The organism is Herminiimonas fonticola, assembly GCF_040395855.1.
GTDB lineage: Bacteria > Pseudomonadota > Gammaproteobacteria > Burkholderiales > Burkholderiaceae_D > Oxalicibacterium > Oxalicibacterium fonticola_A.
The window spans coordinates 36,752-59,642 of the sequence record NZ_JBEBPO010000004.1 but is presented as its reverse complement, the minus strand read 5'-3'; the positions used below and the strand labels follow the sequence as shown (position 1 = coordinate 59,642).

Sequence of the window (22,891 nt, the reverse complement as noted above, 5' to 3'; positions counted from 1 at the left end):
AAAAAAAAGACGCGTCAAGCGCGTCTTTCATCATCAATCAAATAAAAAATCTCAAGCCAATACGCGCTTCAGGAAGTTGCTGATATCAATGATCTCTTCCATGCACACCGAATGCGGCATGTCGTACTCATGCCATTCAACGTCGTAGCCATGCTTTTGCAGCAAGGCCAGCGATTGCTGCGCGCGCTTGATGGGAATCACCTGATCGTCGCGACCATGGCAGTAGTAGATGGGTGTGTGCTGGTTGGCGGCGCTGCGTTCTGCTTCAAACGAATCTTCCAGCGGCAGATAACCGGACAGGCACAGCAGGCCGCCGAGTTTTTCCGGGTGACGCAGTGCGGTCTGGAAGGTCATTGCGCAACCTTGCGAGAAACCGGCGATCAGGATTTTATCGGCGGCGATGCCGCGTTCCTTTTCACGGGCGATCAATGCATTGATGTCGGCTTGTGAATCGCGCACGCTTTTTTCATCGTCGTCGCGACCAAATTCAGTCGCCGAAATGTCATACCAGGCCGGCATCATGCGGCCGCCGTTGATGGTGACTTCCAGCATCGGTGCATGCGGGAACACGAAGCGGATGCCAGGGCAGCCTGTCAGGTCCAGTTCCTTGACGATAGGAACGAAGTCATTGCCGTCGGCACCCAGGCCATGCATCCAGATGATGGAAACGGTAGGGTTGGGGGCGGTGGCGAGTTCGACGGTTTTCAGAGTCATGATCAGGAATGAAATTACGGAAAAAGGAAAGTTGATTTAAAAGTGATCGAGTAGTTTTATTTTGCAGCAGGCGGACGGATTGCATGCTTGGGACGCCATGCCTTGCAGATGGCTTCATTGGTTTCAACGTAAGGGCCGCCCATCAGGTCTATGCAATAAGGCACCGCTGCAAAGATGCCGCCTACGAGTTGCTTGCCGTCTGCATCTTTCAAGCCTTCCAGCGTTTCCTTGATGGATTTCGGCTGGCCGGGCAGGTTCATGATCAGTGCCGCGTGGTCGGTGGTCTCGCGGATGACCGTTACTTGCCGTGACAGGATCGCGGTCGGAACGAAGTGCAGGCTGATCTGGCGCATCTGTTCGCCAAAGCCGGGCATTTCCTTGGTGCCGACAGCGATGGTGGCTTCGGGCGTTACGTCGCGTCGGGCCGGGCCGGTGCCGCCGGTGGTGATCACCAGATCGCAGTGCTCAACGTCGACCAGTTCAATCAGCGCTTTTTCAATTGCCGCCTGTTCATCCGGGATCAGGCGGGTTTCCATTGTCCATGCGCTACTGAGTGCAGCGGTGAACCAGGCTTGCAAGGCAGGGATGCCCTGGTCTTCATATACACCGCTGGAGGCGCGGTCAGAAATCGACACCAGGCCGATTTTCAATTCATCAGGATTCGTCTTCTTCGGCATCGTCTTCGTCATCCGTTGGTTGTGCAGCCGGAGCTTGCAGGGATTTCAAAATCTGGAAAATTTCGCGATACGCTTTCGGCGGTTTGCTTTCGGCTTGTTCCTTGCGTGCATTGCGGATCAGGGTGCGCAGTTGTTGTGCATCCAGTTGCGGGTTTTCTTCCAGTAAAACAGTCAAGGCCTTGTCGTCGGCCAGCAGTTTGTCGCGCTTGCGTTCGATCGCATGCAAGGCTGCTGTTTCGGACTTGGATGCACCTTTCCAGCTGTCGAGCATTTTCTGGATGGCAGCGATTTCGTGTTCTTCCAGCGAACGCATTTTTTTGCCTACATATTGCAACTGGCGACGGCGTCCTTCGTGATCCTTGATCAACTGGCATTCGAGGATGGCCTCGCGCACATCTTCCGGCATAGGCACGCGTTTGACGCGGTCGCGCGGTTCGGCAATCAGTTCAGCCCCCAGCTTTTGCAAGGCGGTCATCTGGCGTTTGAGTTCGGATTTGGATGGGCGCTCGTATTCCTGCTCGAATTCGGTGGACTGGAAGCCGCAGGAGCCTCGATTTGGATTTGGCATGATGGGAATTGATAAGGCGCGTAGCCATTCTGTAAACGACTGCTATCATAACTGTTTTATACGCATTCCCGAAGAAAACGACCCCCATGAGCGATTCAGTGTTTATACATAGTCAAGATCAGTTAAAGCAACTTGCACAGGATGTTTTGCGTTACGCAAAGGAAAAAGGCGCATCCAATGCAGCTGTCGAGATCAGTGAAGGCAGCGGTTTGTCGGTTTCAGTACGCAAGGGTGGCGTGGAAACGATAGAACAGAACAAAGACAAGGGCATGGGCGTCACGGTTTATCTGGGCGAAGAGCGCCATATCCGGCGCGGTAATGCGAGCACCTCGGATTTCTCGCAACAGGCATTGAAGGATACGGTCGAAGCGGCGTACAACATTGCCAGATTCACGGCAGAAGACGATTGCGCCGGCTTGCCGGATGAAGACATGCTGGAACGCAATCCACGCGACTTGCAATTGTGTTATCCATGGCTGATTTCGACGGAAGAAGCAGTCGAGCTGGCGAAGCGCGGTGAAGCGGCTGCCTTTGCCGTCGACAAGCGGATCACCAACAGCGAAGGCGCCAGCGTCTACGCCCAGCAATCGCATTTTGTGTCCGCCAATTCGCGCGGCTTTATCGGTGGTTATCCCTACTCGCGTCACACCATTTCGGTCGCGCCGATTGCCGGCAAAGGCAGCAATATGCAACGCGACGACTGGTATTCGTCGATGCGGGATCCAGCCAAGCTGGCAGCACCGGAAGCCATCGGACGTTATGCCGCGCAACGCGCACTGGCACGCCTGAATGCACGCAAGCTCGATACGCGCAAATGCCCGGTTCTGTTTGAAGCGCCGCTGGCGGCCGGCCTGCTCGGCGCATTCGTGCAGGCAGTGTCTGGTGGTGCGCTGTATCGCAAATCCACCTTCCTGCTCGATTCGCTCGGCAAATCTGCATTCGCATCGCATGTGCAAATTACCGAAGATCCGCATGTCATCGGCGCAGTCGGTTCCTCGCCGTTCGATGAAGAAGGCGTTAAAACCAGCCGTCGCGATGTGGTGAAAGACGGCGTGGTGCAGGGATATTTTCTATCGACTTATTCCGCACGCAAGCTCGGCATGCAGACCACCGGGAATGCCGGCGGCTCGCATAATCTGACGATGAGTTCTTCGTTGACGAAATCGACTGACGATTTCAAAGCCATGCTGAAAAAACTCGACACCGGTTTATTGGTGACTGAATTGATGGGCCAGGGTGTGAATTATGTAACGGGCGATTATTCGCGCGGTGCCTCGGGCTTCTGGGTGGAAAAGGGCGTGATTCAGTACCCGGTGGAAGAAATCACGATTGCCGGCAACATGAAAGATATTTTCATGCAGGTAGTTGCAATCGGCGCCGATACGCTGGTGCGCGGGACGAAAAACACGGGTTCGATATTGATTGAAAATATGGTGGTTGCTGGTGGTTAATACGACGTTTTCGTAGTATGGTTATGACAGTTGTTTAGAGTGTAAAGCTGCAAAATATTTTCTACTTCGCGCTGCTTACATAACACTTACAACCTCATTTTTATTATGCATTTTCATCCTCTTTAAAGATGAAAATGTTTGATAGAAGTCTTGTCGTTAACCAATCAGGAGACAAAATGGAACGTCGTTCATTCCTTAAGAAAGCAGCTGTAGGCGCATCGGCAGGTGCCGTTGCCGTGCCTTCTTTTGCACAAACCAATCCGACGATTAACTGGCGCCTGGCCTCCAGTTTCCCAAAATCGCTCGACACGATTTACGGTGCAGCCGATGTGTTCACCAAACGTGTTTCTCAACTGACTGACGGTAAATTCAATATCCGTCCTTTCGCCGGCGGCGAAATCGTTCCGGCATTGCAAGTGATGGATGCTGTGCAAGCGGGTACAGTTGAAATCGGTCACTCGGCTTCTTACTATTACTTCGGTAAGGATCCTACATTCGCATTCGACGCAGTCGTCCCTTTCGGCCTGACTTCGCGTCAGCAAACCGCATGGTTCGACCAGGGTGGCGGTCGTGAATTGACACGTGCTTTCTTCAAGGATTACGGCATTGTCAACTTTATGGGCGGTAATACCGGTACCCAGATGGGCGGCTGGTTCCGTAAAGAGATCAAGGAAGTAAAAGATCTGAATGGTTTGAAAATGCGTATCGGTGGTTTCGCCGGTCGCGTCATGCAAAAACTCGGCGTCGTGCCGCAACAGATCGCTGGCGGCGACATCTATCCTGCGCTGGAAAAAGGCACGATCGATGCAGCAGAATGGATCGGACCTTACGATGACGAAAAACTCGGCTTCAACAAGGTTGCACCGTTCTACTACACACCAGGCTGGTGGGAACCAAGTCTGCAACTGTCGTTCTACATCGGCATCAAGGAATGGGAAAAACTGCCTAAGCAATATCAGGCAGCTGTCGAAGCAGCATCGTATGAAGCGCACGTCGTCATGCAAGCGGAATATGATTCACGCAACCCGGCCGCATTGGCACGCTTGTTGAAAAACGGCGTCAAGCTGCGTCAGTTCTCCAAGCCGATCATGGAAGCTTGCTACAAGGCTGCCGTGGAAACGATGGATGAAGAAGCCAGCAAAAATGCCAAGTTCAAGAAGATCTACGAACCATGGAAGCGTTTCCGTCAGGATCAGAACCAATGGGCTTCGGTTGCTGAAGCACCGATCCAGAACTTCATGATCGGTCGCAAATAAGCAGTTCTTGTTTTATCAAAACCGCAGGCTTATCCCTGCGGTTTTTTTTCGTCTGTAAATAGGCAAGCGGTAGAAATGGTGGAGGGGGGAAATCGCTCCTTGTGTCAGCCATAAAAAAATCCCGCAGAGCGAATCGTGCGGGATTGTCAGGAGCAAAAGCTGCTTACTTCTTGTCTGGTTCAGAGAAGTTCAGTGCCGGAGCTTCTTCAGTCGTTTCTTCAGGTTTGCTGTCACCACCGGAGAAATTCAGATCCATGCCGCCGCGTGAACCATATTCCTGGCCTTCACCCATATCGATCTGGAGTTCGATCTTCTCGTGCATATCGGTTTTCTTGTCGACCGAGATCAGTTTCGGGAAGGCGATGATCAATGTGACCATGATCACTTGAATCACGACAAACGGTACTGAGCCCCAGTAAATATCCGACGTTTTCACTTCCTTCGGCGCCACCGATCTCAGATAGAACAAGGCGAAGCCGAACGGTGGATGCATGAACGAGGTTTGCATGTTCACGCTCAGCAGTACGCCGAACCAGATCAGGTCGATGCCCATTTTTTCTGCGACCGGACCTACCAGCGGTACCAGAATGAACGCGAGTTCAAAGAAGTCGAGGAAGAAGGCGAGGCCGAAGAACAGGATGTTGACCACGATCAGGAAACCGGCGGTACCGCCCGGCAGAGAGGTCAGCAGATGTTCTACCCACAGATCGCCATTGACGCCGCGGAAGATCAGACCGAACACGCTGGAGCCGATCAGGATGAACATGACGAAGCAGGACAGGCGCGAAGTCGAGTTCATTGCCTGCTTCAGCAAATCCCACGACAAGCGGCGGTTCATCAATGCCAGCACCAGTGCGCCAAATGCGCCCATGCCGCCACCTTCAGTCGGTGTGGCAATACCAACGAAAATCGTGCCGAGCACCAGGAAAATCAGCGCCAGCGGTGGTACCAGTACGAATACCACTTGCTCTGCGATCCTCGACAGCAGGCCCAGTTTCATTTTGCGATTGACGTATGCAACCAGAAAGGCGCCGGCAATACTCAGTGTTGCGGCGTAAATAATGCCTTCATCGGCATGCAGTTTTGGATTGCTGGCCAGCAGGATTTCTTCAATCACGAAGCAGGCGACAGCGGCTCCAATGATCAAGACGAACAGGGAAAGGACACCGCTTTTTCCGTCCGGTTGGCGCAGATTGCGCGCTTCCACCGGCAGTGCAGGTACCCATTTCGGTTTGACTATCGAGATGATCAGCACGTAACCGGCGTACATCGCGGTCAGCATCAAGCCGGGGCCGAAAGCAGCCTGGTACATATCACCGACAGAGCGGCCCAATTGATCGGCCATGACGATCAGCACCAGCGACGGAGGAATGATCTGCGCCAGCGTACCGGATGCAGCAATGACACCAGTGGCAATCTTTTTATCGTAGCCGTAACGCAGCATGACGGGCAGGGAAATCAGACCCATCGAAATGACGGAAGCAGCGACCACGCCGGTGGTTGCCGCCAGCAAGGCGCCGACGAAGATAACCGCATAGGCAACGCCGCCGCGCAAAGGCCCGAACAACTGGCCGATGGTATCGAGCAAATCCTCGGCCATGCCTGAGCGTTCCAGAATCAGCCCCATGAAGGTGAAGAATGGAATCGCCAGCAGTGTGTCGTTCGACATGATGCCGAAAATACGATTCGGCAAAGCTTGCAATAATTCAGGTTTCAGCAAACCGAGTTCGATGCCGACCAGGCCGAAGAACAAGCCGTTGGCGGCGAGAGAAAAGGCAACCGGAAAACCGGATAGCAAAAATACGACCAGTGCGCCGAACATGACCGGGGCCATGTTCGCAATGAGAAATTCAGTCATGAGTGTTCCTGGCGATCAGTTAATTTGATTGGCAGCTTTGATCGCCGCAATTTCTTCTTCCGGGGTAGCGGCTTGCTTCTCGAATGCGCTGGCAGGAACCAGGCCTTTCAGATAGCCGATACGCTTGATGATTTCCGATATGCCTTGCAAGGCCAGCAGAATAAAGCCGAGCGGGATCAACAATTTGACCGGCCATACGATCAAGCCGCCGGCATTGCTGGATACTTCCTGATTCTGGATGGAGATCCAGGCATAGGGTGTGCCGTAATACAAAATCAGCAAGGTGGCAGGCATCAGGAAGACGATGAAGCCGATCAGGTCGATCCAGACTTGCGTGCGTTTGGAAAAATGAGAAACGACGACATCGATGCGCACGTGTTCGTTACGACGCAAGGTGTAGGAAGTTGCCAGCAAAAAGATGGCAGCAAACAAATACCATTGAATTTCCAGCCAGCCGTTCGAGCTCATATTGAAAAGATAGCGTACGACAGCGTTGCCGCTGCAGATAATGACGGCAAGCAGCAAAGCCCAACTAATGCCGTGGCCAATTTTTTCATTGAGGTCATCAATGAATCGCGAGAGCGATAGTAAAAAAGACATTCTTTTGTCTCCAGATTGAAATTGAATAAAACATAAGCCTGGGCTTTTCTCTTTTGTTCCCGTACAGCAGCTTTTGCTTGTTATGTTCTTGGGATACGCACATCTATCCCATCATCATAAACGAGAAGATACAGCCTTTAACTGACACCAACATTACATAGGTCAAATGATCGCTGGCTCTTGCATGATTCCTGTCGAAAAATAATGCGCTTGCAATGAATTACAAACTAGCAAACAGATCAAAAACGGATAAAAAAATCTCTGGATTTTTTAGAGTCCAGAGATTCAATGAAGCATTTATCAAAGTTGCATCAAGCCAGCTTGGCGCGATGCCGGGCGATGGCCGCTCGTACCTGTTGCGGCGCTGTTCCACCCACATGATTACGTGCTGCAACGGAGCCTTCCAGCGTCAGTACTTCGAAAATATCGGTTTCGATCAGTTTGGAAAATACCTGCATTTCTTCCAGCGTCAGATCGCTCAGATCTATGCCGCGATCGACGCAGGCGCGTACTGCATGCGCAACTGCTTCATGCGCATCGCGGAAAGGCAGGCCCTTCTTCACCAGATAGTCGGCCAGATCGGTAGCGGTTGCATAACCTTGCAAGGCAGCGGCGCGCATCGCATCGGGCTTGACGGTGATGCCAGTCGCCATATCGGCGAAGATGCGCAGTGTATCGACTACGGTGTCGACCGTATCGAATAGTGGTTCCTTGTCTTCCTGATTGTCCTTGTTGTAGGCCAGCGGCTGGCCTTTCATCAGGGTCAATAAGGCGATCAGATGACCATTGACGCGGCCGGTCTTGCCGCGTGCCAGTTCAGGTACATCGGGGTTTTTCTTTTGCGGCATGATCGACGAGCCGGTGCAGAAACGATCGGCGATGTCGATGAAGCCGACGCGCGGGCTCATCCAGATCACCAGTTCTTCCGACATGCGCGACACGTGCGTCATGATCAGTGCGGCAGCGGCGCAGAATTCGATTGCAAAGTCGCGATCTGAAACAGCATCCAGCGAGTTGTGGCAGACATCATCGAACCCCAGCGTTTTTGCCACGCGTTCGCGGTCGATAGGGAAGGTGGTGCCGGCCAGCGCTGCTGCGCCCAGCGGCAGGCGATTGACGCGTTTGCGGCAATCCTGCATGCGCTCTGCATCGCGGCTGAACATTTCGACGTAAGCCAGCATGTGATGGCCGAACGTGATCGGCTGCGCCACCTGCATGTGCGTGAAGCCGGGCAGGATGGTATCGGCGTGTTTTTCCGCCAGATCCAGCAGCGCCAGACGCAAGTCACGCAGCAGGCCGACGATATTGTCGATCTCGCTGCGTACGTACAGGCGGATGTCGGTGGCGACCTGATCGTTGCGCGAACGGCCGGTATGCAGGCGTTTGCCAGCGTCGCCTACCAGTTCGGTCAGGCGTTTTTCTATGTTCAGATGAACGTCTTCCAGATCCAGCAGCCATTCGAATTTGCCGGCCGTGATTTCTTCCAGAATCTGCGTCATGCCGCGTTTGATTTCAGCGTGGTCTTCCTGACTGATGATATTCTGATGCGCGAGCATCTCCGCATGAGCGAGCGAACCCTGGATATCGACCTGTGCCAGACGTTTGTCGAAAAATACCGAGGCGGTGTAGCGCTTGACGAGATCCGAAACGGGTTCGTTGAAGCGGGCCGACCAGGCTTCGCTTTTTTTGGAGAGTTGTGCTGTCATAATTGGTTCCTGATGAATACGCGATTATAGATCAACCCAACCGCGCAATCCCACACACAGCCGTGATAAATCCTTAACCATGCAGCCATTGTCAGATCCCACGCCGGCAAAGCCTATCGAGATCGTGATTCCCGATTGTTGCAACATCGGCATCATGGTCAAGTCGCTGCTGTTCGTCAACGGCGTTGTGCTGGCGGTGATGTTGATCAATGCGGCCAGCGTGTATGCGGGTTTGCTGGCCTTTGTCGAAGCGTCGATGCTGGTCGAACTGGCCAGCCTGCTGTCCCTGTTTGGCTTGTGCGGCTTGCGCCGGCTGATCAAAACCATTCCACCATGGGGGCAGCGTCTGGCCTGCGCCTTGCTGCCGGCGGCGATTACCGGTCTGCTCATTCATTATCTGCTCAACGATGCAAACGGCATGATCAGCCTGAGTCGCTTATCGGCACCGGAAGGGGTGGTGTGTGCGGCGTTGTTCGGTATAGGCCTGCAGCACTATTTTGAATTGCGTACACGTGCTTTTTCACCGGCGCTGGCCGAGGCGCGGTTGCAGGCATTGCAGGCCCGCATACGCCCGCATTTTCTGTTTAACAGTCTGAATGCGGTGTTGTCGCTGATACGCACCGAACCACGGCGTGCAGAAAGCACACTGGAAGATATGGCAGACCTGTTCCGCATCCTGATGCGCGATGCGCGCGATATCACGACGCTGGGCAATGAGATCAGGATAGGCATGCAATACCTGTCTATAGAAAAAATCAGACTGGGCGAACGCTTGCAGGTCGCATGGGATATGGAAAATATTTCCGGCGACAGCCTGCAGCGGGCGACGGTGCCGACATTGCTGTTGCAACCTCTGCTGGAAAACGCCGTGCATTACGGTGTCGAACCGTCGACCGATACGGCGCTGATCAGGATCGCCATCAGCCGCGTGCGCGACCGCATCGAAGTCGTGATGAGCAATCCTTTCCACGCCAGGGCTGTATCGACCGGCAATCACATGGCGCTGGATAACATCCGTGAACGCCTGACGCTTTTATACGATATGGAGGCGCAATTGACGACGCAGGTGACGGAGGGGCAATTCAAATTGCATCTTCATTTTCCCTATCGCAAGGCGGGCGCATGATGCCGCGCATCTTCATCGTTGATGATGAAGCGCCGGCACGTGCACGCCTGACGACGCTGCTGTCGGATATCGCGCTTGAATGCCCGCATGAGCTGGTGGGCGAAGCGTCGCAGGCGCAACAGGCGCTGGACCTGATTGCCGAACTGGCGCCGGACATCGTGCTGCTGGATGTGCAAATGCCCGGCATGACAGGGATAGAGATGGCGGCGCATCTGGCACAGAATGAAGCGGCGGCGCCAGCGATTATATTCGTCACCGCCTATGACGAATATGCGCTGCAGGCTTTCGAGGTGCATGCGCTCGATTACCTGCTCAAGCCGGTACGCGCGGCACGTCTGGCGGATGCGATCCGGCGCGTGCATGTCTTGAAGCAGAATGCAGGAGCGCAGAGAAAATTAATTACGGACGCAGCGAGTACGCTGCAAACCGTGCGCAGAAATTTCTCGGTACAGGAACGCGGACGCCTGTTGCTGGTACCGGTCAATGAAGTCTTGTATCTGAAGGCGGAAGCGAAATACGTTACCTTGCGCACGCGCGAGCGCGAGTATCTGCTGGAGGGGGCGTTGTCCGCGCTGGAACAGGAATTTTCCCGGCAATTCATACGCGTGCATCGCAATGCGCTGGTTGCGCGTGATGCGATTGCCGGTGTGGAGCGCGGGCAGCAGCCGGTGGATATGGATAACGAGAGCAGCAACGATGGCGATCGTGCGCAGGAATCATGGCAAGTGATTTTGCACGGCATCAGCGATCGCTTGCCGATTTCACGCCGTCAGTGGCCGGCAGTCAAGGCTCTGGTGCGTTAGCGACATTCGCTGGTGTTCAGACGATAAAAAAGGAAGCGCATGCGCTTCCTTTTTTATTGCTGCAGAAATCACTTAGCCGGTATTACGCAAGCCGGCAGCGATACCGTTGATCGACAGGTGAATACCACGGCGTACGCGATCATCCACCTTGCCATCGCGCATCAAAGCACGGTGACGTTTGATCAACTCAACCTGCAAGTGATTCAGCGGATCGAGATAGGCAAAGCGATTCTTGATCGAACGTGCCAGCAATGGGTTATTCGCCAGACGTTCTTTCTTGCCGGTGATCAGGGTCAGGCAAGCCGAGGTGCGCTCATGTTCTGCCACGATGCGTTTGAAAATGCTGTTGCGCAGTTTGCGGTCAACCACCATTTCCGAGTAACGCGAGGCGACAGCCAGGTCGGTCTTCGACAAGACCATGTCCATATTCGACAGCAGCGTGACGAAGAATGGCCATTCCTTGAACATCGCGCGCAGCGTTGCAACACGTTTGGCTTTGTTCTCGCCTTGTTCCAGCCATTGTTCGATGGCGCTGCCGAAGCCGTACCAGCCCGGTAACAGCAAGCGGCATTGCCCCCAGGAGAAGCCCCATGGAATGGCGCGCAAGTCTTCAATCCGGCGGGTTGCCTTGCGTGAAGCAGGGCGTGAACCGATATTGAGTTCAGCGATTTCTGCAATCGGTGTGGCCGAGAAGAAGTAATCGGTAAAGCCGGGTGTTTCGTACACCAGATTACGATAACCGTCGTAGGCAAGCTGGGACAATTCGTCCATCACGCTTTCAAATTCCGCGAGTTTTTTCGCCGATTTGGTATCGGATGGCGGCGGTGTCAGGCTGGCTTCCAGCGTGGCGGCAACCAGCAATGCCAGATTGCGGCGGCCGATTTCCGGATTGGAGAATTTCGATGCAATGATTTCGCCTTGTTCGGTCAAACGAATCTGGCCGTTCACGGTACCCGGTGGCTGCGCCAGGATCGCTTCATAGCTTGGGCCGCCGCCGCGACCTACGGTACCGCCGCGACCATGGAACAGGCGCAGCTTGACGCCGGCATGGTTGAACACATTCACCAGTTCGGTTTCCGCTTTATACAGTTCCCAGTTCGACGTGAGGAAGCCGCCGTCCTTGTTGGAATCCGAATAGCCGAGCATGACTTCCTGCAGGTGGCCCTGCTTGGCGATCAGGCGACGCACTTTAGGGATCGCCATGACCTGTTCCATGATGCTTGCGGCCAGGCGCAAATCAGGAATCGTTTCAAACAGCGGGATCACCATCAGTTCGACTTCGCCGACCGATGCGACGTCGGTATCAGGACGCAGCAAGCCGGTTTCGCGTTGCAGCAGCAGGACTTCCAGCAAGTCGGATACGGTTTCGGTATGCGAGATGATGTAGTTGCGGATGGCGCGTGAACCGTAACGTTTGCGGATCTCGCTGGCCGCACGCAGGATGTTGAGTTCGGAATTGGTTTCGTCCGAGTAGTCGATATACGGCGAATACAACAGGCGCGGTTTATCCAGTTCTGCCAGCAACAAGGCGATTTTTTTCTCTTCCGGCAAGTCGGCATAGGATGCCTCGACTTCGGCGCGCTGGAACAGTTCGCTCAAGACGCGTTCGTGCACGTCCGAGCTTTGGCGCATATCCAGCGTGGCCAGATGGAAGCCGAAAATTTCTGCAGCGCGCAGTAATGGAGCCAGGCGCGGCTTGATCAGTACGGTGCCGTGACGTTCCTTGAGCGAATCGACCAGTAATTGCAGGTCGGCAGAAAATTCGGCAGCGCTTTCGTACGGTGCGCCTGGCCCGACTTCCTTGCGCAGCACGGTTGCGCCTTGTGCGCGTGCAGTAGCCGCGAGGCGGGCATACATGCCTATCAGTGCGCGGCGATATTGTTCATCGGCGCGGTGCTCGGAAGTATCCGGCGATTTGTCGGCCAGTGCCTGTACCTCAGGGCTGACGCCGGCGAGGAAGGTCGAGACCGGCAATTCGGCGCCCAGTGCATGCACTTCTTCCAGATAGAACTCAAGAATCGTCGTGGATTGCCGTGCCAGCGCGAGTTGCATGGTGTCGGCATTGACGTTGGGATTGCCGTCACGGTCGCCGCCTATCCAGCTACCCATTTGCACATAGGAATGCAGTTCGTGCTTGGCATTGGCGCTGCTTGCACGTTGCGGGAATTGTTCGGAGATCTCGGCTTCGATATCTTCGTACAGTGCAGGCAGTTCGCGCAGGAAGGTAATGCGGTAATAGGACAGGGCGTTATTGATTTCGTCTTCGACCGATAATTTCGAATAGCGCAGCAGGCGGGTTTGCCACAGCGTGGTGACCAGCGAGCGCAGCAATTCGGTATTGTCTGCACGTTCCTTGGCCGTCATTGGCAAATCGCGTGCCGCCAGCAAGCGGGCGATGTCATGTTCTGCGTCGAGAATACTTTTACGCTGTACTTCGGTCGGATGTGCGGTCAGAACCGGGGAAATCAGCGCATCCTTGAAAAACTTGCGCACCGTGGTGCCGGAGACGCCGGCATTGTGCAGTTTTTCCAGCGCATAGGCGACGCTGCCTTCCTGCGCGTGAGAGCCTGCCAGCAAATGAGCGCGGCGGCGGCGATTGTGATGCTGATCTTCGGCTATATTGGCCAGATGCGAAAAATAGGAAAAGGCGCGCACCACTGAAATGGTTTGTTCGCGCGTGAGTTTTTTCAGCAGCTTGTTGAGATCGGCGCCGGCCTGCACATCGGATTCGCGGCGAAAGCGCACGGCAGTCTGGCGTATGGTTTCCACCACTTCAAATACAGCGTCGCCTTGCTGATCGCGCAAGACGTCGCCGAGCAGGCGTCCCAGCAAACGGATATCTTCCTTGAGTGGCGCATCTTTATCAGCGGAAGAGGTGAGCGCGCGCGGTGGAGTTTTCAGTTGTTTTGCCATAGTTGAAAAATGCAATCAGCTTGTTGAGGATGATAAGGATGGAGTGGGTCGGCTATAGAGCGAAGGCGCATGCTAAAATTTCAAGAATGACTTAACCTAAAATCTGCGATGCGATAGGTTCTGGTGCGCCAGAAAAAACCGCCGAACTTGCAGAAAATCGAAAGAAGCCGTTGAAATTTCCACCCCCGAAAAAATTAGTCATTGCCTCGCGTGAAAGTCGTCTGGCCATGTGGCAAGCCGAGCATGTGCGCGAAAAACTGGGCTTATTATATCCGCAGTGTTCGATCGAGATTCTCGGTATGACCACACGCGGCGATCAAATTCTCGATCGTACCCTGTCCAAAGTCGGCGGCAAGGGCCTGTTTGTCAAAGAACTGGAAGTGGCGATTGCCGAGCGGCGCGCCGATCTGGCCGTACATTCGCTGAAGGATGTACCGATGACCCTGCCGGAAGGTTTTGCGCTGGCGGCCGTACTGGAACGGGAAGATCCGCGCGATGCCTTTGTTTCCAACGACTATGCATCGCTGGATGATTTGCCGGATGGTGCCATCGTCGGCACCAGCAGTCTGCGGCGCCAGGCCCTGATCGCCGCGCGCTACCCGAAACTGGTGATACGTCCGTTGCGCGGCAATCTGGATACCCGCCTGGGCAAGCTCGACAAGGGCGAATATGCGGCCATCATTCTGGCTGCCGCCGGCCTGAAACGGCTGGGGTTGCCGCAACGCATACGCACCGTGCTTGATCCGGAACAAAGTCTGCCGGCACCCGGGCAGGGTGCGATGGGCATAGAAATTCATGCCGACAGAGCTGATTTGCAGGAATGGCTGGCACCGCTCAACCATGAAGCGACGGCGCAGGCGGTCACTGCGGAACGCACGGTATCCAGGAATTTCGGCGGCAGTTGCCAGATTCCATTGGCGGCATTTGCCACGATAGAAAACGGCACCATGCGCTTGCGCGCCATGATCGCCACCCCGGACGGCAAGCGGGTGGCACGTGCCGATCTGAACGGTGCAGCGCATGCGCCGGAAGCGCTGGGCGGACAGATAGCCGAACTGTTGCAGCAGCAGGAAGCTGACGCCATTCTGGCATCCTGCAAAACGGAAGACGCTGGGGATGCCTGATTCCGTGTTGGGCGAGGTCGTCATCACGCGGCCGCTGGCGCAAGCCGGTGAACTGGCGCGGCGCGTGACTGCGCTGGGCCGCAAGGCGACCGTGTTTCCGCTGCTCGATATTTTGCCGCTGGCGGATCAGGTGCCCTTGCAGCAAGCGCTACGTGATCTCAGCGGCTATGCGCTGATTGCCTTCGTCAGTCCCAATGCAATTGATGCTGCGCTGGCTGCACGTGCCGGTTGGCCGCGCGATATTCCGATGGCAGTGGTCGGTGAGGGTAGCCGGCTGGCATTGGCCAGGCACGGTTTGACAGCGGAAAACAGCACCATCATCAGTCCGACCGATCCGGATCGTACCGATTCCGAAACTTTACTGACAGAACTGGATTTGCCCGCCTTGCGCAACAAGCAGGTATTGATCGTGCGCGGCGAAACCGGGCGGCCGCTGTTGAGTGAAGCCCTGCGCGCCGCCGGTGCGCAGGTAACCCTGCTGGCCGCTTACCGCAGAGTGGCGCCGGTATTCGACGAAACACGCCGCCGCGAACTGAAACGTTTATTGCATGGTCAGAACGATTGGATCGTGACCAGTTCGGAAGCTTTGCGCTTTTTGACGCAGATGGTTGCACAACTCGATGAAGCGGAGAGCGTCGCTAAAATGCAACAGCAAAGAATATTCGCATCGCATCTACGCATTGCTGAAACCGCGCAGTTGCTGGGTTTCAGCAATATTACTGTTACCAGATCAGGCGACGACGGACTGTTAGCCGCGTTACAATCTCGCACATGAACGACATGCCGAACTCTCCAGAATCCACGCCGCCAGCAATTCCTGCTGCGGCATCCGCCCCTGAAATCAAAGCGGATAGCACTCCCTTGCACAAGGAAAATACCTCCACCAGGACGCGTCAGCCGCTGATTTACATTGCGCTGATCGTGCTGGCCGTACTGCTGGCAGCGCAATGGTGGACCTCGCATCGCGAGCTTTCCAGCGTGCGCAATGAAGTCGCGCGGCGCATGCAAAGCGGCGATGCCGTCAATAGCGAAACCAAGATCATCGTGAAATCGGCGCAGGAAACGGTCACCGAATTGCAGGCCAAGGTGAATGTGCTGGAAAGCAAACAGATAGAAGCGCAAAGCCAGCAACTCGCGCTGGAGCAGCTGTATCAGGATTTGTTCAAGAAACGCGAAGACTGGGCGCTGGCCGAAATCGAACAGGTCCTGTCCACCGCCAGTCAGCAATTGCAACTGGCCGGCAATGTGCAAGGTGCCCTGATTGCGCTGCAAAATGCCGATGCGCGTCTGTCGCGTTCCGATACGCCGCAATTCGTTACTGTGCGACGTGCCATCGGGCATGATATTCAGCGTCTGAAAGCCTTGCCGAGTCTGGATTTGACCGGCATCGCTCTGCGCCTGGATAGCGTGATCGGGCAGATCGACACCATGCCTTTGCTGGCGGACGAGCAACCGGCTATGCCAGCCAGCGAGCCGAAAAACCGTCGTCCTCCAAGCAAGGTAAAAGCTGCGAAAGCACCTAGTGCTGAAGAGCCGGTTGCAAACGATTGGTGGCCGGTGGCAAAAGCCCAGTGGGAAAGCTGGACCAATGAAATGTGGAGCGAAATCCAGCAACTGATACGCGTGCGCAGTGTGGAAACATCGGATGCCCTGCTGCTGTCGCCGACGCAGGCGTATTACGCACGTGAAAATCTGAAGCTGCGCTTGCTGAATGCGCGTCTGGCCCTGTTGTCACGCAATGAAGCGGCCTTCCGCAGCGACATGATTGCGTCGCAGGACAGCATCGCCAAATATTTTGATACACGTGCCAAGCAGACGCAGACCGCGCAGGCGATGCTGAAGCAGGTACAGTCGAGCAATCTGGCAATCGAGATGCCTACTTTGGCTGAAAGTCTGAACGCAGTCCGTAACTACAAAGCGAAGCCTTGATTCTTTTCGAGTTGATTATCTTGAACCCGGTTTCAGGATTCGCTTTTTAAACCATGATTGCCACCTGTTTTTAATATGCGCATATTTCTCTGGCTTATCGCCTTGTTTGCCACTGCCATCGGATTGGCGGTTGTGGCACGTTTCAATCCCGGCAACGTGGTGTTTTTCTATCCGCCGTACCGGATCGATCTGTCGCTGAACTTTTTCCTGCTGCTTGGCGTCCTGCTGTTTTTCCTCATCTATCTGGTGCTGAAGACGCTGCGCGTGGCGCAAAGAATGCCGGGCCGCGTCGCCGCTTACCGTCGCGATAAACAGGAGCGCAAAGGCAATCAGGCCTTGCGCGAATCCCTGAAGGCTTATTTTGAAGGTCGTTTCGGCCACGCAGAAAAAGCCGCGATGCGTGCCACCGAATCGCCAGAGAATGCCGGCTTGGCGGCACTGATTGCGGCGCGCGCCGCGCACCGCATGCAGCAGACTGAAAGACGCGATACCTGGCTGGCGACAGTGGAAGAAGATCAGACACTGAAAACGGCGCGCCTGATGACGGCCATCGAACTGCTGGTGGATGAGCGTCAGCCGGAACTCGCACTGGATGTCGTCAAGGAATTGAATGCCAACGGCACGCGTCATATTCACGCGTTGCGCATGGCGCTCAAGGCAAATCAGCGCGCGGAGAACTGGCCGGAAGTCTTGCGCCTGGTACGCACGCTGGACAAGAACAACGCACTGCATCCCACGCTGTCGAACCGCTTGCGCGAACTGGCCTATCAGGATTTGCTGAAAAATCCATCCAATGATGAGGAAGCGATACGTAATGTCTGGCTGAGTATTCCGGCGGAAGATCGCGTCAAACCGTTTATTGCAGCCCGTGCCGCAGAAGCATTTAGCAAGCGTGGTTTGCAGGATGAGGCGCGCGCGATTGTGGAAAAAGCGCTGGCAGTGGAGTGGGATGACAGACTGTTGCGCGCCTATCGTGCAGCAGCAGCAGCCGAAGGCACACCGGCTTTGCTGGGGCAGATAGAACGCTGCGAAGAATGGGCCAAAAAACATCCGGCCGATCCCGAACTGGCTTTGACCCTGGGCACTTTGTGTCTGCGACAAAACCTGTGGGGCAAGGCGCAGCGTCAATTGGAACAGGCACTGTCGGATGCGAGCGGACCACGCATGCTGCAGGAAGTACATTTGAAACTGGCGCAATTGCATGAAGCGCTGAACCATACGGAAGAAGCGGCTACGCATTATCGTTTATGTGCGGTTGCGACGATTCTGTAACCAGCAAGAGTAAATACAAGAGTAAGAATTTCTGCTGTACCGCTGCCGGTTTGCTCGCTGTCCGGCAGTTTCCATCTGCTTTCTTCACTGGTGCCGGTCAAGGCAAAGTGATGAAAACCGCTATAATTCCGGGTTGGCACTACACCCCCCACTTTTGAGAAAACACCATGAGTCTGAATCACGTCCCAGCCGGCAATGATTTGCCGAACGACTTCAACGTCATTATCGAAATTCCAATGAACGCCGATCCGGTCAAGTACGAAGTTGACAAGGAATCCGGCGCGATTTTTGTTGATCGCTTCATGAGTACCGCGATGCACTATCCATGTAACTACGGTTACGTTCCGCAAACACTGTCGGATGATGGCGACCCGGTTGACGTGCTGGTGATTACACCGTTTCCGCTGTATCCGGGCGTTGTCGTGCGTTGCCGCGCGATCGGGATGCTGAAGATGACGGATGAAGCCGGCGGCGATGCAAAATTGCTGGCGGTGCCTATCGACAAGATTCTGCCTATCTACAGCCACTGGCAAAAACCTGAAGACATCAATGATCTGCGTCTGCACCAGATCCAGCATTTCTTTGAACACTACAAGGATCTGGAAAAAGGCAAATGGGTCAAGATTGAAGGCTGGGTCGGCCCGGATGAAGCCAAGGCGGAGATTATGTCCGGCGTGGAATCCTACAAGAAAAGCATCGCCAAATAAAATCCGGCGACATGCTGTTTGTGAATAAAAAAAGCGCACCTCGGTGCGCTTTTTTTATTGTTGGCCTGGTCATGCTGGTGACGATCGTCTATCTAGCGCAACCATAATGTATAGATGACAATCGCGGCAGCGATTACAACGCCGCACGCCGGCCAGAATACGCGCGATGAATGGAAATCAGGAGCATTGGCCGGTTGTTCTACATCGACGATCGATTTTGACGTGCGTTCGTTCTCGCGGCGCGTACGCCTCAGGTGGCGCTTGATGTCGAGCGCCATTTCTTCTGCAGTCTGATAGCGCTTGTCAGCCTTTTTGCTCATTGCCTTGGCGACGATTTTTGATAATGCCAGCGGTACGCCGGGTTCTATCATGTGCGGCTCCGGCGCTGCCTTGAAGGCAATCTGCTGCAACAGCTTGTCGGTATCTTCCCCCTGGAAAGGTTTGCGGAAGGTCAGCATTTCAAACATCACCGCACCCAGTGAATAAATATCGGTGCGCGCATCGGCGCTCAGTCCGAGCGCCTGTTCCGGCGACATGTAATTCGGCGTGCCGATAATATTGTCCTGGAACAGCGTATGCGGTTCATTGTTTTTTTGCGGCTGGTCCGAAATTCTGTTGGGTGTGCGGGCGATGCCGAAATCCACGATCTTGGGCTGATGATCAGCCACCAGAAAAATATTGGCCGGTTTGATGTCTCGATGTACCACGCCATGTTTGTGCGCGTGATCCAGCGCATCGGCAATTTTCCACGCGATCGATGCTACATCCTGTGGTGTAAAGCGATGGCCGGCATTCAGCAGCTTGCTCAACTCGCGTCCCTGTAGGTACTCCATCGCGATATAAGTGGAATCGCCTTCGCTGGAAGCTTCGTAGATCGTGACGATATTCGAGTGGGCGAGGCGTCCCGCCGCGCGTGCCTCGTTGATGAATTGCTGTTCGTGCAGCTTTCTTTCTACTGGCGACAGGCGGCTGCGGAAAGTCTTGATGGCGATATCGCGATCGATGATGGGATCGTGAGCCAGATAAACCACGCCGATAGAACCGCGACCCAGTTCATGTGTGACGGAAAAACGTCCGATACGGACAAGTTTTGTCTGTGGGGCGGGGGGGAGTGTGGCAATAAATGTCATCGTGGGTTCAGCATGCCTTGATGTTGAGAATATAACAAGTGTTCGATGCGAAAAATTTGTCGTGTGAATATTTTCTACAACTTGAATGGATTGCGTTCATTCAACTCATCCATATACGTATCGATGCCGCCACTCTCACGCTGCAAAAATTCCTCGATGGCATTGGAAAATGCCGCATGCGCCAGCCAGTGCGCGGACCAGGTTTTTTGCGGCAGAAAACCGCGTGCCATTTTATGTTCGCCTTGCGCGCCACCTTCAAAGCAGGCCATGTTGTTGGCGATGCAGAATTCCAGCGGCTGGTAATACGCAGTTTCAAAATGCAGGCAATCGATATGTTTTATTGCGCCCCAGTAACGGCCGTAGACAGTTTTCTCGTCGTGGATCAACAGGGACGAAGCAATCGGCATGCCATCCTGTTCGGCGACGATCAGTAAAATATTTTGCGGCATCGTCTTGCCTATGCGCTGGAAGAAATCCAGATTCAGATAGGGTGTGGAATGATGTGCCGCATAAGTATGGTCGTAGCAGCGCTTGAAAAAAATCCAGTCGGCATCGCTCGCCTCATGCCCGGGCACATGGCGGAAAGTCACGCCTGCATCATGTACCTTGCGTCGCTCGGCACGGATATTCTTGCGCTTCTTGCGTTCCAGCGTTTCCAGAAATGCGTCGAAATCCTTGTAGCCTGCATTGAGCCAATGGAATTGCACGCCGGTGCGCAACATGAAGCCGGCGTCACGCAGGATGTCGGCCTGTGCAGGCGGCGGGTACAGGATATGGGTGGAAGAAAAGGAGTTGCCTTGCTGTACCGCCAACAGGGCTGCAATCAACGCCGCCATGGCTTCCGCATCACGCGTCAGCAGACGGCTGCCGGTCACCGGCGTGAATGGAATGGCGGAAAGCAGCTTGGGATAATATTCAAGGCCGTTGCGCTCGTAGGCGTCGGCCCAGGCCCAGTCGAATACGTATTCGCCGTAGGAATGGCTTTTGACATACAGGGGTAGCGCGGCAACCAGTTCTTGTGCCGGTTCTTCGCCGCGCCAGATCGTCAGGAACTGCGGTTGCCAGCCGGACTTGGCCGAGGCGCAAGTGCTTTCATGCAAGGCATCCAGAAAGGCGAACGATAAAAACGGATTGGCATCCGGCTGCAGTTGAACCAGCGCATCCCATGCGGGCTGGCCGATTTTTGACAGAGAAGAAACGATACGCGTGCGATAATTAGCCAATTCGTTGCCAAATCCGTTAGCAGATGCTTTGCTTGATTCGTTCACAGGCAATTCAGCTTTATCCATGCATTTTTAGACTTCACGTTTTTCATTTCCCTGCATTTTTCGCACTCACTATTTTTCTGATAATACTCACGTCATGACAGTTAAAGTCGCCATTGCGCAAATCAACAGTACGGTGGGTGATCTCGCAGGTAACCGTGCGAAGATCGCTGAATTTTCCCGCCGCGCCGCCGAACAGGGCGCCGATATCGTGTTGACACCGGAATTGTCGCTGGTCGGTTATCCGCCTGAAGACCTGTTGCTGCGTCAGTCATTCTACGCAAAATCAGCAGAGACGTTGGCGGCGCTGGCGGCCGATCTGGCCGTGCTGAAAAATCTGCACGTGGTGGTAGGGCATCCGTTTGAAAAAGACGGTCAGCGCTTCAATGCCGCTTCGGTACTGCTGAACGGAAAAATCAGCGCCACCTATTGCAAGCATGATTTGCCGAATGCCACCGTGTTCGACGAGAAGCGTTATTTTTCCTCCTGCGATCAGGCCGTGGTGTTTGACGTCAAAGGCGTGCGCTTCGGTATCAATATCTGCGAAGACACCTGGTTCCCGCAGGCGCCGGCGCGTGCGGCGGCGGCCGGTGCGCAAGTGCTGCTGGTGCCCAACGGCTCGCCCTATCACATGAACAAACAGTATTTGCGCGTCGAGGTGATGCATGCGAATGTGACGACGCACGGCATGAGTCTGGTGTATGCGAATCTGGTCGGTGGTCAGGATGAACTGATTTTCGATGGCAATTCCTTTGTGCTGGATCAGGCCGGCGAGACGCGTGCGCAATTGCAGCATTGTGTCGAGGACTTGCAAATTGTTGAATTCAGGGGCGGCCAGCCGCTGGACGGCACCATCGTCGAAGAGCTGTCGGTCGAGGCGCAAGTCTACAAGGCGCTGGTGCTGGGGGTGCGCGATTACATAGGCAAGAACGGTTTCCCGGGCGCCCTGATCGGGATGTCCGGCGGTGTCGATTCTGCGCTCACACTGGCAGTTGCAGTCGATGCCCTGGGCGCGGACAAGGTGCGTACCATCATGATGCCGTCGCCCTATACCGCAGAAATTTCATTGATAGATTCGCGCGATATGGTCGAACGGGTTGGCGTGCGCTATGACGAGATCGGCATCAACGATTGCTTCGAGGCCTTCAACCGTACGCTGGTCAATGAATTCAAGGGGCTGGCGCAGGATACGACGGAAGAAAATATCCAGGCCCGCATACGCGGCACCATCCTGATGGCGCTGTCGAACAAGCATGGTTCCATCGTGCTGACAACCGGCAACAAGAGCGAGATGGCGGTCGGTTATTGCACCTTGTACGGCGATATGGCCGGCGGTTTTGCGGTGCTCAAGGATATTGCGAAGACGCTGGTGTATCGGCTGTGTGCCTACCGCAATACCATTTCAGACGTGATACCGGAACGGATATTGACGCGTGCGCCTTCGGCCGAGTTGCGGCCCGATCAGACCGATCAGGATTCGCTGCCGCCGTATGACATCCTCGACGCGATCATGCAAATGTATATGGAAGAAAATCAAAGCGGGGCCGATATCATTGCTGCCGGTTATCGCGCAGAAGATGTGACGCGCATTACGCACCTGATCAAGATCAATGAATACAAACGACGCCAGTCGCCGGTCGGCATACGCGTCACGCATCGCGCTTTTGGTCGCGACTGGCGTTATCCGATCACGTCAAAATTCCGCGAATAATGGCAAAATGAATAAAATCTGCCGGCGTCGGTTGCCTGCGGCGTAGACTGGCTGTATCGATGAGCAATCCTCAAGGAGTAT

19 protein-coding genes are annotated in these 22,891 nt (G+C 54.7%); 10 read left to right on the top strand and 9 right to left on the bottom strand.

What is annotated here, in order from left to right; all coding sequences use genetic code 11:
* Positions 1-51: 51 nt before the first annotated feature.
* Genes ABWP27_RS01480 through yjgA form a run of 3 tightly spaced genes read right to left on the bottom strand, consistent with a single transcriptional unit; the run spans position 52 to position 1,959 of the window.
* Positions 52-714 carry an alpha/beta hydrolase gene (locus ABWP27_RS01480; protein ID WP_353152681.1) on the bottom strand — a complete coding sequence of 221 codons (663 nt, stop codon included), beginning with the start codon at positions 712-714 and terminating at the stop codon, positions 52-54.
* Between the two features lie 56 nt (positions 715-770).
* A complete protein-coding gene (gene mog, locus ABWP27_RS01475) occupies positions 771-1,391 on the bottom strand; it encodes a molybdopterin adenylyltransferase (RefSeq protein ID WP_353152679.1) in 621 nt (206 codons plus the stop codon).
* Positions 1,369-1,959, bottom strand: a complete 591-nt coding sequence (yjgA, locus tag ABWP27_RS01470) for a ribosome biogenesis factor YjgA (RefSeq protein WP_353152677.1) — start codon at positions 1,957-1,959, stop codon at positions 1,369-1,371. Before yjgA ends, mog begins: the two co-directional genes overlap by 23 nt.
* Positions 1,960-2,045: 86 nt before the next feature.
* Here yjgA and pmbA point away from each other — a divergent pair, with 86 nt between their 5' ends.
* Together pmbA and ABWP27_RS01460 are read left to right on the top strand one after the other, a co-directional pair.
* Positions 2,046-3,410 carry a metalloprotease PmbA gene (gene pmbA / locus ABWP27_RS01465; RefSeq protein ID WP_353152675.1) on the top strand — a complete coding sequence of 455 codons (1,365 nt, stop codon included), beginning with the start codon at positions 2,046-2,048 and terminating at the stop codon, positions 3,408-3,410.
* A 176-nt stretch (positions 3,411-3,586) separates the two neighbouring features.
* Positions 3,587-4,666, top strand: coding sequence for a TRAP transporter substrate-binding protein (locus tag ABWP27_RS01460; RefSeq protein WP_353152673.1), 1,080 nt, complete (start codon positions 3,587-3,589; stop codon positions 4,664-4,666).
* A 163-nt stretch (positions 4,667-4,829) separates the two neighbouring features.
* Here ABWP27_RS01460 and ABWP27_RS01455 read toward each other — a convergent pair whose 3' ends face one another.
* From ABWP27_RS01455 to argH, 3 genes are all read right to left on the bottom strand, one after another.
* Positions 4,830-6,524, bottom strand: a complete 1,695-nt coding sequence (locus ABWP27_RS01455) for a TRAP transporter large permease (RefSeq protein WP_353152671.1) — start codon at positions 6,522-6,524, stop codon at positions 4,830-4,832.
* A 15-nt stretch (positions 6,525-6,539) separates the two neighbouring features.
* The gene (locus ABWP27_RS01450; RefSeq protein ID WP_353152669.1) at positions 6,540-7,124 is read right to left on the bottom strand and encodes a TRAP transporter small permease subunit; all 585 of its coding nucleotides are present in this window, start codon (positions 7,122-7,124) and stop codon (positions 6,540-6,542) included.
* A gap of 311 nt (positions 7,125-7,435) precedes the next feature.
* Entirely contained in the window at positions 7,436-8,830 is a 1,395-nt protein-coding gene (gene argH, locus ABWP27_RS01445) for an argininosuccinate lyase (protein WP_353152667.1), read from the bottom strand.
* Positions 8,831-8,909: 79 nt separating this feature from the next.
* Here argH and ABWP27_RS01440 point away from each other — a divergent pair, with 79 nt between their 5' ends.
* A complete protein-coding gene (locus tag ABWP27_RS01440; protein WP_353152665.1) occupies positions 8,910-9,956 on the top strand; it encodes a sensor histidine kinase in 1,047 nt (348 codons plus the stop codon).
* Complete coding sequence (locus ABWP27_RS01435) at positions 9,953-10,759, top strand: LytR/AlgR family response regulator transcription factor (RefSeq protein WP_353152663.1); 807 nt, start codon at positions 9,953-9,955, stop codon at positions 10,757-10,759. The genes ABWP27_RS01440 and ABWP27_RS01435 overlap by 4 nt, the downstream gene beginning before the upstream one ends.
* A 72-nt stretch (positions 10,760-10,831) precedes the next feature.
* On the opposite strand, the gene ppc is transcribed toward ABWP27_RS01435, so the two are convergent.
* Positions 10,832-13,672, bottom strand: a complete 2,841-nt coding sequence (gene ppc / locus ABWP27_RS01430; RefSeq protein WP_353152661.1) for a phosphoenolpyruvate carboxylase — start codon at positions 13,670-13,672, stop codon at positions 10,832-10,834.
* A gap of 170 nt (positions 13,673-13,842) precedes the next feature.
* On the opposite strand from ppc, the gene hemC reads away from it, so the two are divergent.
* The 5 genes from hemC to ppa all read left to right on the top strand — a co-directional run bounded on the left by hemC (position 13,843) and on the right by ppa (position 18,704).
* Complete coding sequence (gene hemC, locus ABWP27_RS01425; RefSeq protein WP_353152659.1) at positions 13,843-14,796, top strand: hydroxymethylbilane synthase; 954 nt, start codon at positions 13,843-13,845, stop codon at positions 14,794-14,796.
* A complete protein-coding gene (locus ABWP27_RS01420; protein WP_353152657.1) occupies positions 14,789-15,571 on the top strand; it encodes a uroporphyrinogen-III synthase in 783 nt (260 codons plus the stop codon). The genes hemC and ABWP27_RS01420 overlap by 8 nt, the downstream gene beginning before the upstream one ends.
* Entirely contained in the window at positions 15,568-16,725 is a 1,158-nt protein-coding gene (locus tag ABWP27_RS01415; protein ID WP_353152655.1) for a uroporphyrinogen-III C-methyltransferase, read from the top strand. The genes ABWP27_RS01420 and ABWP27_RS01415 overlap by 4 nt, the downstream gene beginning before the upstream one ends.
* Before the next feature lie 75 nt (positions 16,726-16,800).
* The gene (locus tag ABWP27_RS01410) at positions 16,801-17,997 is read left to right on the top strand and encodes a heme biosynthesis protein HemY (RefSeq protein WP_353152653.1); all 1,197 of its coding nucleotides are present in this window, start codon (positions 16,801-16,803) and stop codon (positions 17,995-17,997) included.
* Between the two features lie 167 nt (positions 17,998-18,164).
* Positions 18,165-18,704 carry an inorganic diphosphatase gene (ppa, locus tag ABWP27_RS01405; RefSeq protein WP_353152651.1) on the top strand — a complete coding sequence of 180 codons (540 nt, stop codon included), beginning with the start codon at positions 18,165-18,167 and terminating at the stop codon, positions 18,702-18,704.
* Positions 18,705-18,796: 92 nt separating this feature from the next.
* Here ppa and ABWP27_RS01400 read toward each other — a convergent pair whose 3' ends face one another.
* Together ABWP27_RS01400 and ABWP27_RS01395 are read right to left on the bottom strand one after the other, a co-directional pair.
* A complete protein-coding gene (locus ABWP27_RS01400; protein WP_353152649.1) occupies positions 18,797-19,834 on the bottom strand; it encodes a serine/threonine protein kinase in 1,038 nt (345 codons plus the stop codon).
* 74 nt (positions 19,835-19,908) lie between these two features.
* The gene (locus tag ABWP27_RS01395; RefSeq protein ID WP_502905306.1) at positions 19,909-21,123 is read right to left on the bottom strand and encodes a GNAT family N-acetyltransferase; all 1,215 of its coding nucleotides are present in this window, start codon (positions 21,121-21,123) and stop codon (positions 19,909-19,911) included.
* Positions 21,124-21,196: 73 nt separating this feature from the next.
* Here ABWP27_RS01395 and ABWP27_RS01390 point away from each other — a divergent pair, with 73 nt between their 5' ends.
* Entirely contained in the window at positions 21,197-22,810 is a 1,614-nt protein-coding gene (locus tag ABWP27_RS01390) for an NAD+ synthase (RefSeq protein WP_353152646.1), read from the top strand.
* Positions 22,811-22,891: the final 81 nt, after the last annotated feature.

Excerpts from the sequence above, each read along its gene's own strand:
- ppa (WP_353152651.1), top strand. The coding sequence starts at position 18,165 with ATGAGTCTGAATCACGTCCCAGCCGGCAATGATTTGCCGAACGACTTC.
- ABWP27_RS01390 (WP_353152646.1), top strand. The coding sequence starts at position 21,197 with ATGACAGTTAAAGTCGCCATTGCGCAAATCAACAGTACGGTGGGTGAT.
- yjgA (WP_353152677.1), bottom strand. The coding sequence starts at position 1,959 with ATGCCAAATCCAAATCGAGGCTCCTGCGGCTTCCAGTCCACCGAATTC.
- mog (WP_353152679.1), bottom strand. The coding sequence starts at position 1,391 with ATGCCGAAGAAGACGAATCCTGATGAATTGAAAATCGGCCTGGTGTCG.
- ABWP27_RS01410 (WP_353152653.1), top strand. The coding sequence starts at position 16,801 with ATGCGCATATTTCTCTGGCTTATCGCCTTGTTTGCCACTGCCATCGGA.
- ABWP27_RS01440 (WP_353152665.1), top strand. The coding sequence starts at position 8,910 with ATGCAGCCATTGTCAGATCCCACGCCGGCAAAGCCTATCGAGATCGTG.
- ABWP27_RS01395 (WP_502905306.1), bottom strand. The coding sequence starts at position 21,123 with ATGGATAAAGCTGAATTGCCTGTGAACGAATCAAGCAAAGCATCTGCT.
- ABWP27_RS01480 (WP_353152681.1), bottom strand. The coding sequence starts at position 714 with ATGACTCTGAAAACCGTCGAACTCGCCACCGCCCCCAACCCTACCGTT.
- ABWP27_RS01400 (WP_353152649.1), bottom strand. The coding sequence starts at position 19,834 with ATGACATTTATTGCCACACTCCCCCCCGCCCCACAGACAAAACTTGTC.
- argH (WP_353152667.1), bottom strand. The coding sequence starts at position 8,830 with ATGACAGCACAACTCTCCAAAAAAAGCGAAGCCTGGTCGGCCCGCTTC.
- ABWP27_RS01455 (WP_353152671.1), bottom strand. The coding sequence starts at position 6,524 with ATGACTGAATTTCTCATTGCGAACATGGCCCCGGTCATGTTCGGCGCA.
- ABWP27_RS01435 (WP_353152663.1), top strand. The coding sequence starts at position 9,953 with ATGATGCCGCGCATCTTCATCGTTGATGATGAAGCGCCGGCACGTGCA.
- ppc (WP_353152661.1), bottom strand. The coding sequence starts at position 13,672 with ATGGCAAAACAACTGAAAACTCCACCGCGCGCGCTCACCTCTTCCGCT.
- ABWP27_RS01450 (WP_353152669.1), bottom strand. The coding sequence starts at position 7,124 with ATGTCTTTTTTACTATCGCTCTCGCGATTCATTGATGACCTCAATGAA.
- ABWP27_RS01420 (WP_353152657.1), top strand. The coding sequence starts at position 14,789 with ATGCCTGATTCCGTGTTGGGCGAGGTCGTCATCACGCGGCCGCTGGCG.
- pmbA (WP_353152675.1), top strand. The coding sequence starts at position 2,046 with ATGAGCGATTCAGTGTTTATACATAGTCAAGATCAGTTAAAGCAACTT.
- ABWP27_RS01415 (WP_353152655.1), top strand. The coding sequence starts at position 15,568 with ATGAACGACATGCCGAACTCTCCAGAATCCACGCCGCCAGCAATTCCT.
- ABWP27_RS01460 (WP_353152673.1), top strand. The coding sequence starts at position 3,587 with ATGGAACGTCGTTCATTCCTTAAGAAAGCAGCTGTAGGCGCATCGGCA.